Annotated in this window: 8 protein-coding genes and 1 pseudogene; 5 read left to right on the plus strand and 4 right to left on the minus strand. The window is 59.0% G+C overall.

Annotated elements, in window-relative coordinates:
• On the minus strand, positions 1–301 hold a 301-nt coding region (locus tag K359_RS60295; RefSeq protein ID WP_084518812.1), incomplete at its 3' end, for a transposase.
• 1,241 nt (positions 302–1,542) lie between these two features.
• Between K359_RS60295 and K359_RS62550 the strand changes: the two genes are divergently transcribed.
• A complete protein-coding gene (locus K359_RS62550) occupies positions 1,543–1,719 on the plus strand; it encodes a hypothetical protein (protein WP_156929072.1) in 177 nt (58 codons plus the stop codon).
• 553 nt (positions 1,720–2,272) lie between these two features.
• Here the strand turns inward: K359_RS62550 and K359_RS0145290 are convergent.
• Together K359_RS0145290 and K359_RS60300 are read right to left on the minus strand one after the other, a co-directional pair.
• A complete protein-coding gene (locus K359_RS0145290) occupies positions 2,273–2,770 on the minus strand; it encodes a hypothetical protein (protein ID WP_035978346.1) in 498 nt (165 codons plus the stop codon).
• Positions 2,771–3,492: 722 nt separating this feature from the next.
• Positions 3,493–3,834 (minus strand): annotated as a pseudogene (locus K359_RS60300) (transposase); the annotation flags it as partial.
• An 826-nt stretch (positions 3,835–4,660) separates the two neighbouring features.
• On the opposite strand from K359_RS60300, the gene K359_RS0145295 reads away from it, so the two are divergent.
• Positions 4,661–5,836: an LLM class flavin-dependent oxidoreductase gene (locus tag K359_RS0145295; protein ID WP_029084938.1), complete on the plus strand. Its 1,176-nt coding sequence runs from the start codon at positions 4,661–4,663 to the stop codon at positions 5,834–5,836.
• 88 nt (positions 5,837–5,924) lie between these two features.
• Positions 5,925–6,311, plus strand: a complete 387-nt coding sequence (locus K359_RS0145300; RefSeq protein WP_371261257.1) for a response regulator — start codon at positions 5,925–5,927, stop codon at positions 6,309–6,311.
• Between the two features lie 68 nt (positions 6,312–6,379).
• Here K359_RS0145300 and K359_RS0145305 read toward each other — a convergent pair whose 3' ends face one another.
• Complete coding sequence (locus tag K359_RS0145305; protein WP_029084940.1) at positions 6,380–6,616, minus strand: hypothetical protein; 237 nt, start codon at positions 6,614–6,616, stop codon at positions 6,380–6,382.
• Between the two features lie 251 nt (positions 6,617–6,867).
• Between K359_RS0145305 and K359_RS0145310 the strand changes: the two genes are divergently transcribed.
• Together K359_RS0145310 and K359_RS0145320 are read left to right on the plus strand one after the other, a co-directional pair.
• Positions 6,868–7,131: a hypothetical protein gene (locus tag K359_RS0145310; RefSeq protein WP_029084941.1), complete on the plus strand. Its 264-nt coding sequence runs from the start codon at positions 6,868–6,870 to the stop codon at positions 7,129–7,131.
• Positions 7,132–8,367: 1,236 nt separating this feature from the next.
• A partial coding sequence (locus K359_RS0145320; RefSeq protein ID WP_029084942.1) for an RNA ligase family protein occupies positions 8,368–9,152 on the plus strand: 785 nt, incomplete at its 3' end.

Genomic DNA, 9,152 nt, shown 5'->3' on the forward strand with positions numbered 1-9,152 from the left:
ACCCGCCGCTGTTGGCCGGCGCGACTGGACAAGGCGGCGGCCCAGATTCCGCGACCACCATCGCCGGTACGAAGCCAGGTTGACGGGCGGTATCCTTCGGCTCAGGCCGAAACGAGCGTCGCCATCGCAGCAGCAATGAGCGCGAAACGCCATACCGCCGCGCTGTTGCCGCGACTTGGCGCGGCGCCTGTAAGCTCTCCAGGACGATCTTGAGCTTCTCATCCTCGGACCAGCGCCGTCGCCGGCCCGTGTCCACCACTTCAAGCCGTTCGACTTGGGCACTGCGCCTATCACTGTCCATAAGGACAGCACTCAACAACTCGCCTCATTCGGCAAGGCGGCCTTCACCGGACGGATACGGTGCGACGTGAGCGCGAGGAGGATTGGCGCTGACTGCCAGCGTTGGCAGTGCGTCGCTTTCCGGGCGGGCGAGGCCATGCATCAGGCGGCTCCTTATAGAGAGTGGCCCCAGCAACCTTGGGGGGCCTGTGTAGGGGCAGGCAGTTGCTGGGGCCATCTACCAGCCCGTTTGGTGCGGGCGGGCTAGGTAGTCACATGAACAAAGCAAATGCGGTAAGGGCGATCGTGCAAAGTCCCAGCACGACAATGCCGATGATGAAATAAATCTCTGTCAAAGAGCAATTCTCCGGTGCTTGCTAAATCAGCACACGGCTTAGCTTTCGTCTGTGCAAAATTGCTCACTTCCTCTTCTTGCAGGGGAGCGCTCGACTACATGAAAAGGACGATCAGCACGGAAAGAGCAATTGTGGCGCAACCGGCCGTCGTTATCCCGTCCCATTTGATGCTGTAAACGCTGGAAGCTGTTGCCGGGCTGCTCGTTGATCTGGGTCAACAGGAACGCCGTTCACCCACGGAGAGGCCGCCAACTGAGGCGGCCTCATTCACATAAACGCAAGAACGATTCCCATTCCGACCAAGATGTACAAGCCTGTAACGGTTACACCGAGATAGAGGTCGGCCATGACGTTGTCTGGCGGGAGTTTGATCTGGTTGAACATTGCGCTTCTCCACGCAATTGTCTCAGCAGCCCAACTACATTACGCGGGAACCCCCGCATTCGTTCCAGCGCGGGCCCGGTTACATGCTGAATAGGATTAGAAGGGCGATCATCGCCACCGTAATCGACGCATATCCGGCGATGGCAACCCAGTCGTGGCGCATGCTCACACGCTAAGCCCCGCACCACTCGGACGATCTTGATCTACGTCAACAACATCGTCCTGCGGAAAGTTATTGGTCTGGGCGCGCTCTCTGGCGGCTTCCCGGCGGAGCCGTGAGGTCAGGCAACAGGCAAGAAAAGAGACCGCCAACTGCAGCCTTCGACTTCTGTCAGATTGCGGATGCCGCTTGATGATCTAGATCATCACATGCGTGGGGCGGTTACTATAGCTGTGGGGCTACTGGCGTTAACGCTCGCTCTGTCGCGCGAGCGTCGGACAGATATCCTGCCAACGCAGCCGTTGCCCCCGGTGAACATGCCTGACAAATAATGTACCTGCCCCTTGAGGCGGCCCTTACTGCATGAACATGGCTGTTGCCAGGATGACGAAAACGGCCTTTCATCGCTGCGATTTCAAAAATAGCGAATTCTTGACGATTATCGCCTCGACCATCGCCGGAAACGTTGCCTTGAGTAAATCCGGCCCCTGCGTTCGCGAAGACGCTAATTTTCAGCATCGCTTTTCAACAGGAGAGTAGCTGATGAAATCTTCGCACAGATCCTTGCTTCCATCCGACCGCAAAATCGTCGACCGGATCACCAAGATACGAAAGACGGCTGACCGCGTATCCAGGAGCAAACGCCGGTTCGCTGCGTATCGATACCTCCGAACGGTTCTTCGAGGCTACCGACATCTCGCCGATAACGAGCTTCTTCCGGCTATGCTGGAAATCGCACCTGCCATCCTAACTGTTCCAAGTGCGTGCCAACTGGCATCCGCTGCGCGTTATTATCGAGGCCACAATGTGGACGGAAATCGATTATCGGACGCGCAGCAGATGGACTCGGGCTTTGCAATACGCCGTCGCAAGGGAGATCGATCCTGATCAGCTCCCGAGATTTATCCGGGCGAATAATGGAATCGCTGGGTGCGCAGATTTGGCGAGTAAAACCCGATCAAGGCGAGGCCGACTTCCTGCTCCGCGCCCCCCAAACGTGGCCTCCAAGAAATTCGATCCCCGTATTTTTCCCACCATTCTCGCCGGGATCGAAGGACCGGGCCTCCCTCGGAACAACGCCAACCGCATGTGTTCAAGACTGGCGAAACGCCACCACAGCGGATTTTTTGATGTCGGTTACATACCGGCGGGCGGCATCGCTTATTGCACGAATGACTTGCCAAGCCTCGGTGGCTTCCAGCCAAGCCTTGGCTACGCGGAATCTTGTGTACGCCCAGACAAAGGCTGGAATTTTCATCAGTTTGTCCCGGGTAAGGCTGAACAGGCGCTCGACCAGCACAAGCTTGAGAAGTTCGCCGGCGATCAATGTCACAACGCTACTGAACATTTGACCAGTAGCAGCCAGATAGGCCGCCACCGGTTTGACGGGTTCCAGCATGATCACGGGTACCGAAAACAGCGCCAGCGAGGGGTAAGGACGCAACGATCTGATCCAGGCGCGCAATCGCCTCAACACGACATGCCTAGCAAGCCAGACCGAGATCGGCCTAGCGATGGCCATGAAAGCCGCATCCACCAAGAAATACAGAGCGGCTAGAACATAAGTGACCGGTTTCAGCATTCGCTTCACTGGCAATTCTCCTTGGCAAAACCAACCCCCGAGACTTCGAAATGGTTTCACTTGCCGGTGCGACGCGGGTCTCAATTCACGCAACAGGTCAGCTCCCGTGACCCACGTTATCCTTATCTTTTCAAAGACACGCTGGTTCGCTTTCGCCGCCAAGCCGCCGCATTAGACCTAGCAATTGGACTCCGATGTCAGGAGCTTTTTCCCGCCTGGCTTGAGTCGAGGATCCTCGTCCGGAAAGCATCAGATGAGAGCAGCTCTTATCCTTGTCGGCGTCGCCGCCGCCCATGCCGCTGATCCCGAGTAAGCCGCTGCAGACGGGACGACCTCGAAACAAGCCCGCCATTCACGACGGGCTCAAGGCAGAAGAGCGTCAATCGAGACGCGCTCCAAGTCTATGACGAATTGCGCCTGATCTGAGGGCTGCGCGACAAACGCCGCGCGGCGCGCGATTGTTCTCCCGCGGACGGTCTCGGGGAGATTTTGGTGGCGACACGGTGGCGACACGAGCCAAAAGAAAAGCCGCCCTTGCGAGCGGCCTTTTAGATTTTAGCTGTAATTACAGCATCTTATTTGGTTGCGGAGTCCACCGATACCGACACTCCGTCCAAGTCGCGATTTGACCAGGTAGACGCCTGCGTTCTAGACGTACGCATCCGGCGAAGGCCCCGGCTGGGCCGTTTTGGCGGAAGGCTTAAGCGGCGTGAGCGATGCTTTTGAGGCCGCCAATTCCAAGGCAGGAGTTCGTCATGCGCTTGGCAGGGTGATCCGGTAGGCGCGCCAGCACGTCGGCAAGCCAAAGCCTGCGGATCGATGTCATTGAGTTTTGCCGTGGCGATGAGGCTGTAGATGGCGACCGCACGCCGGCCGCCCTCGTCGGACCCGGCGAAGGTCCAATTTTTCCGTCCCACAGCGACCGCCCGTAGTTCGCGCTCGGCAGCATTGTTCGACATGCAAAGCCGGCCGTCATCAAGGAAGCGGCTAAATGCATCCCAGCGGCTGATGCAGTAATTGAGCGTTTTGGTCGTGTCGTTGTTCCTGGAGAGCTTGGCGCGCTGCTCGCGCAAACATCACGGCGTTTGTGACTTGCCCTACGACAAGATCGCAGCCGTCGCGGGAGTGTGTCGCACGACTGTGCAAACCGCCATGCATGAAGCTCGCCGGCTAGGCTTACTTCACATCACCGAACGACCGCAGCCGGGACGGAAGAGCCTCACGAACCTTGTCCGCATCACGTCCAATGAATGGGTGACGTGGATTAAGCGCGGACCAGCAGCTCACCGACCTGCCACCTACGGATTACCCGTAGCTGGTCGGATAGGGTCCAAAGAGGTGAAAATGGTGAGCCCCACGAAGAGCACAGATTTAAGAAAGGAAGAGGCTTTGCAAGGTAATTCGCCGTGGGAACCGGTCCTAGAAGATGTATCTCCATTGGGGAGGGTCAAGCCCGCATCACGGGTCTAAACATTCGCGCGAAGGTTGACGAATCAGATCTTACACACCGCCGGGCCCGCGCCGGGTGATTGGACTGTTATTGCGGTGCACGACACGAAGGCGAGCTGGGAACGGTTCCGCGAAGAGATCTTCATGCCGCGCTTGAAGCAAGGCATCGCAGGGGGTTACCCGGGCCGCCGCAGGAAACTGTGTTCGAGACACGTACGCTCAGCATGTCGCTGTCGCCGTCTACCTCCGGGCGGCCCAGAGGCTTTGCGCGGCAGATTAGTCTGTAGTCTGGCGAACTGCGACCGCCGCTTTTGGCCCGGATGACAACTCTGCAGGGAGCGGTTATCGTGCCGATCCGATCCCTTGTCGGGGAACGGCGGATCAAGCGGCAGCTTGATTCGGCTCAGGAGGCCAACGAAGGCCCCATCATAAAGGCGGAGGAACATCTCAATGAGCCAGCGCCTGCGCTTCGGCATTTTTCTCGCGCCTTTCCATAAGCCCGGCATCAACCCAACGCTCGCATTGCAGAGCGATCTCGATCTCATTCAGTGGCTGGATCGCTGCGGCTATGATGAGGCCTGGCTTGGCGAGCATCACTCCGCTGGCACGGAGATCTCCGCCTCTCCGGAAATCATGATAGCGACGGCGGCCGAGCGCACGCGTCACATCAAACTCGGCACCGGGGTGACCAGCGTTTCGTATCACAACCCGCTGTGGGTCGCTGAGCGCATCGTCCTCCTTGACCATTTGACGCGCGGGCGTGCGATGCTCGGCCTCGGCCCTGGCTCGCTTCCCACCGACGGCGCCATGATCGGGCTGCAGCAGAGTCAGACACGTGGGCTGCTCGAAGATGGCGTTGCCATCATCACCAAGCTTTTGACCAGCGACGAACCGGTCACTTTCAAAAACGATCGCTGGGACCTGCGCGAGGCGCGGCTGCACCTGCGGCCTTACTCCAACCCACTCTTCGACGTTGCCGTCGCTGCCGTAGCGTCCCCTACCGGCGCCAAGCTTGCCGGCCGATATGGCCTAGGCATGCTGTCGGTGGGCGCCACCACCGCGGCCGGCTTTGATGCGCTGGCGCTGCACTGGGATGTGCTGACCGCCGAGGCGAAGGCCCATGGCAAGACTGCTGACCGGAGCAAGTGGCGACTTGTTGGCTTGTGCCACATCGCGGAAACTAAAGAGCAGGCATATCGCGACGTGGAATACGGCATCGAGCATTGGTTCCGCTACTTCCAGCAGGTCGCTGCATTCCCCCAAATGGCGGTGGTCGGTAACTCGGTTGCCGAAATGATCGAGTTCATCAACGGCTCAGGCCTTGGTGCTATCGGGACGCCGGACGCGTGCGCCGCCCAGATCGAGCGGTTGTGGCAACAATCAAACGGCGGCTTTGGCGCCTATCTCCTGCTGGCGCACAACTGGGCAAATCCTTCAGCAACAATGCGCAGTTACGAACTGATCGCACGCGAGGTCATGCCGCAGTTCCAGGGCCACGCGCAGACGACGCTTGATGCCGCGCGCCGCGCCAAGGAGGTCCGCGAAAGCCTCGCGGCGGCACAGGCGCAAGCTGTCGAAGATGCCCGAGCGCGCTATGGCGCGGAGGTGGCCAAGCGGCCGGCTTGAGTCGCGACTGACGCGGGACTGGCCGTGTGGCCCCAGCAATCGCCCCCGGGCCTCCAGGGTTGCTGGGGCCGCTCACCAAGGCTGAATCTTGCCCGACACCAACCTTCCAGTGACAGGATCAACCTATTCTGTCTTCGTCGTCGAAGACGAGGCGATGATCCGGATGATGCTCGTGGAAATGCTAGAGGAGCTCGGTCATACTGTCGCGGCCGAGGCCGCTCACTTCGATCAAGCGCTTCATCTGGCAAGCAGTAGTGAGTTCGACCTTGCTATCCTAGACATAAACCTCGCGAGCAGATCAAGTTTACCGGTGGCCGAGGTCATCAAGGCACGCAAGCTCCCCTTCATCCTCTCAACCGGTTACGGCGCGGACGGCATCCCGCCCGACTTTGCCGACGTTCCTGCTATCCAGAAACCCTTCACCGTTGAAGCGCTGGGCCGAATGATCAACGACCTCATGGGAGGAGAACGCTAGCCGGTGCCTCATCTTTGCCGGCACGCCTACCGATTCTGGTGATGCCTCATTGCCGCGACGTTACTTCCTCAATGCTTCGTGCTGACGTTTCGGTAGACTATCGAGACGCAGAAAAGCCGATCAGTCGCCGAGCGTACTTCCACTGCGATATCGGGCCGTTCGCCTGAAAAAGCGGAATCCCTGGCCATCCCGGCGAGCGTCTGCGCCGCCTCGACTTCGGCGGCTTTTTGACTTGGCAGGCTCAAGCCTTCCTCGTCTGCGAACAGATCGCGGCCGCTTTGGATGTCGAAGAAATAGCGTCCCATGATGCGCTCCTCTTCCTTTGCAGGCGGGAGCGCGGGAACGTCTCTCAACCACCGGCGCCTACGGGCTGACCTTCGGCCGGTGACGAAGGTATAATAGCTCGCACTGCTGAAGGTTTCTAGCGGGTGCGGTCGCTTGGTCGCACTGACGCCCTACGGCGCGGCCGACGCTGTGCACATCGTTCCGAATTGGCATGACAGGGTCGGCCATGCGATGCCATTCAGTGTGGGATAGAAATCGTGATTCCCCGCCGATGAAACTCACCGCAGATCGCCCCTACGCCAATCCGGAGAAGGCCGCTCGCAGGATCATGGAGCATGCGCGAGCATTTGAGCCGATCCAGGATGGCCGGATCTATATCGAGAAGATCAACTATCCCTTCATCGACAAGGACGGCGCATCGCCGGCCGAATACAGCGCCGGCCTCAAATACGCCATCGAGCATGGCTGGCTGGAGAAGCACGAGAGCGGGACCTACGTGAAGATCCTGCACGCGGGGAGCGACTTGCTCGCGTGAGATGCCCCAACTGAGGCGGCCTTCGTCTTCCGTCAAATTGGATCGTTAAGCTACCCCAGCAACCATACGGGGCCTGTGCATTGAGGGAGGTTGGCTGCTGGGGCCTTCTACCGGCCCGTTGGTGCATGCGGGCCAATGCCGATTTACTGCCCATACATTGCGATGCCGATGACAACGAGTGGGCTCAGCCCCAACAATACGATGCAGATGCTTCCAAGGAGACTGTCACTGCCCATGACACAACCTCCACGCCGAAGTTGAAATTTGATCTGCCAAAACAAAATCGTGATCGATTAAAAAAACGGCCTCAGAGCGGTACACGCCGAGGCCGGGAGGTATCCCGTCGCTAAACCTAAACGCTCTAGCTGACACCAGCCTTACAGCCGAAGGTTTGGCGAAGCCGAAAGTCCTCTCATCCCAGCATTAGCCACGCCACGCTGGCGTAAAGCAATAAATTCTGACGGTAAGACGCGAGCGTTCTAACCGGGCGGCCTCAGTCCTGGGGACGTTAGCCACTCGGTCAAGTGGGCGGCTGTTTCGTCCTGCCGCGCCTTCCTCAGCAATACCTCCCGCTCTCGACATGGGGGAAGCCCTTTTGCTCGTTGCCGTACTTCTTGAGCTTCTTGGGTAAGGCGTTCTTCGAGGGACGCAGTCTGCTTAAAAACGTCGTCGCTTCATGGCACACCTCGTCGTACGGGTCCTAACCGTTGGGTTTGATCTATAATGATAAGACGTTGCCGTTCGGCGTTCTGTTCAGAAGTGAACATAAGGCGGGTTGGCAATTAGTAGGGCGCAAAGACAAATCCCAGCGCTCCGGGGAAGCGCTGGGACTTTAAGGTGAATGGACCGGCTTGGCAGGATCAGTGCATCCACCAGATTGCGAAACTGAGCTGGCCCGAATTAGTTCCTGCGCAGTTGGCCTGTTTTGATTAACGCGAGGAGCCGCTGCGCTCGGCGGGGCCGCGCTCACGTTTTTGGACCACATCCTGGTCCTTCTCCGTTGTGCGCGGGCGTGGCGCAGATTTCGGCATACCGGCCTGACCGCCGTGCTTGCCGCCCTGATCTTGGACGCCTTCCGCGTCATTTTCTTTTGGCATCACCCTCTCCTCGGTAGTGCTTTTCGCCGGCGCGTCGCCTTAAAACGCAGGCTAAGATCGAGGGTTCCTTTCCGCGGGGCGCCGCTCGGAACGATTGCTACTTTGCCGGTTTGACCTTCCTTTGCTGTGGAGTTGCGTTTTGGCGTTTCAGCGTAGAAAGCCTGAGGCGATCGGGACCAAGGCGCTCTTTCCCGGCTTCATTGCGCCGGCCCTGGCGACGCCGATCGAGAAGGTGCCGAGCGGCACGCGATGGCACCATGAGATCAAATTCGATGGTTACCGCGTTCAGGTCCATCTCGCCAATGAGGATGTGAAGATCTACACCCGCCGGGGCAACGACTGGACCAAGCATTTCAAGAAGATCGCCGACGACGCTTGGCATATCTCGGCTGCCTCTGCGATCGTCGACGGCGAGGTCGTCGTGCCGTCGGTGGGCGGCACCACCGACTTCTCCGTGCTGCAAAACGAGCTACGGGGCAAATCAACCAAGATCGTCCTGGTCGCCTTTGATCTGCTGTATCTCAACGGCCGCGACCTGCGGAAGCTGCCCCTTCGGGAGCGCAAAGCCGCGCTAAAGAAGCTGATCGCGGGCACCGCCATTCAGTTCAGCGAGAGCTTCGAGATCGACGGCGCCGAGATGTTCGCTCATGCCTGCAAGCTGGGCTATGAGGGCGTTGTTTCGAAGGTCGCCGACAGCATTTACCCGACGGGCACGCGCAGCCGCGATTGGGTTAAGAGAACCTGCGCTCAGCGCGAGACGCTGACGATCGCTGGCTTCGTACTGGATGGCGACAAATGGGACGGCATTTATGTGGGCCGCCGCCAGGGCGATGATCTGATCTATGCCGGCAAAGTTGACCATGGCTTCGACAAGGCGTCGGCCGCCGACCTACGCAAGCGTCTGACGCCGCTAATCCGGAAAAC

Origin of the sequence: Bradyrhizobium sp. th-b2 (genome assembly GCF_000426785.1) — a bacterium.
Taxonomy (GTDB): domain Bacteria; phylum Pseudomonadota; class Alphaproteobacteria; order Rhizobiales; family Xanthobacteraceae; genus Bradyrhizobium; species Bradyrhizobium septentrionale.

What these genes read in the sequence shown, in the direction of transcription:
- K359_RS62550 (WP_156929072.1), top strand. Translation starts at nt 1,543, where the DNA reads ATGAACATGGCTGTTGCCAGGATGACGAAAACGGCCTTTCATCGCTGC.
- K359_RS0145295 (WP_029084938.1), top strand. Translation starts at nt 4,661, where the DNA reads ATGAGCCAGCGCCTGCGCTTCGGCATTTTTCTCGCGCCTTTCCATAAG.
- K359_RS0145305 (WP_029084940.1), bottom strand. Translation starts at nt 6,616, where the DNA reads ATGGGACGCTATTTCTTCGACATCCAAAGCGGCCGCGATCTGTTCGCA.
- K359_RS0145310 (WP_029084941.1), top strand. Translation starts at nt 6,868, where the DNA reads ATGAAACTCACCGCAGATCGCCCCTACGCCAATCCGGAGAAGGCCGCT.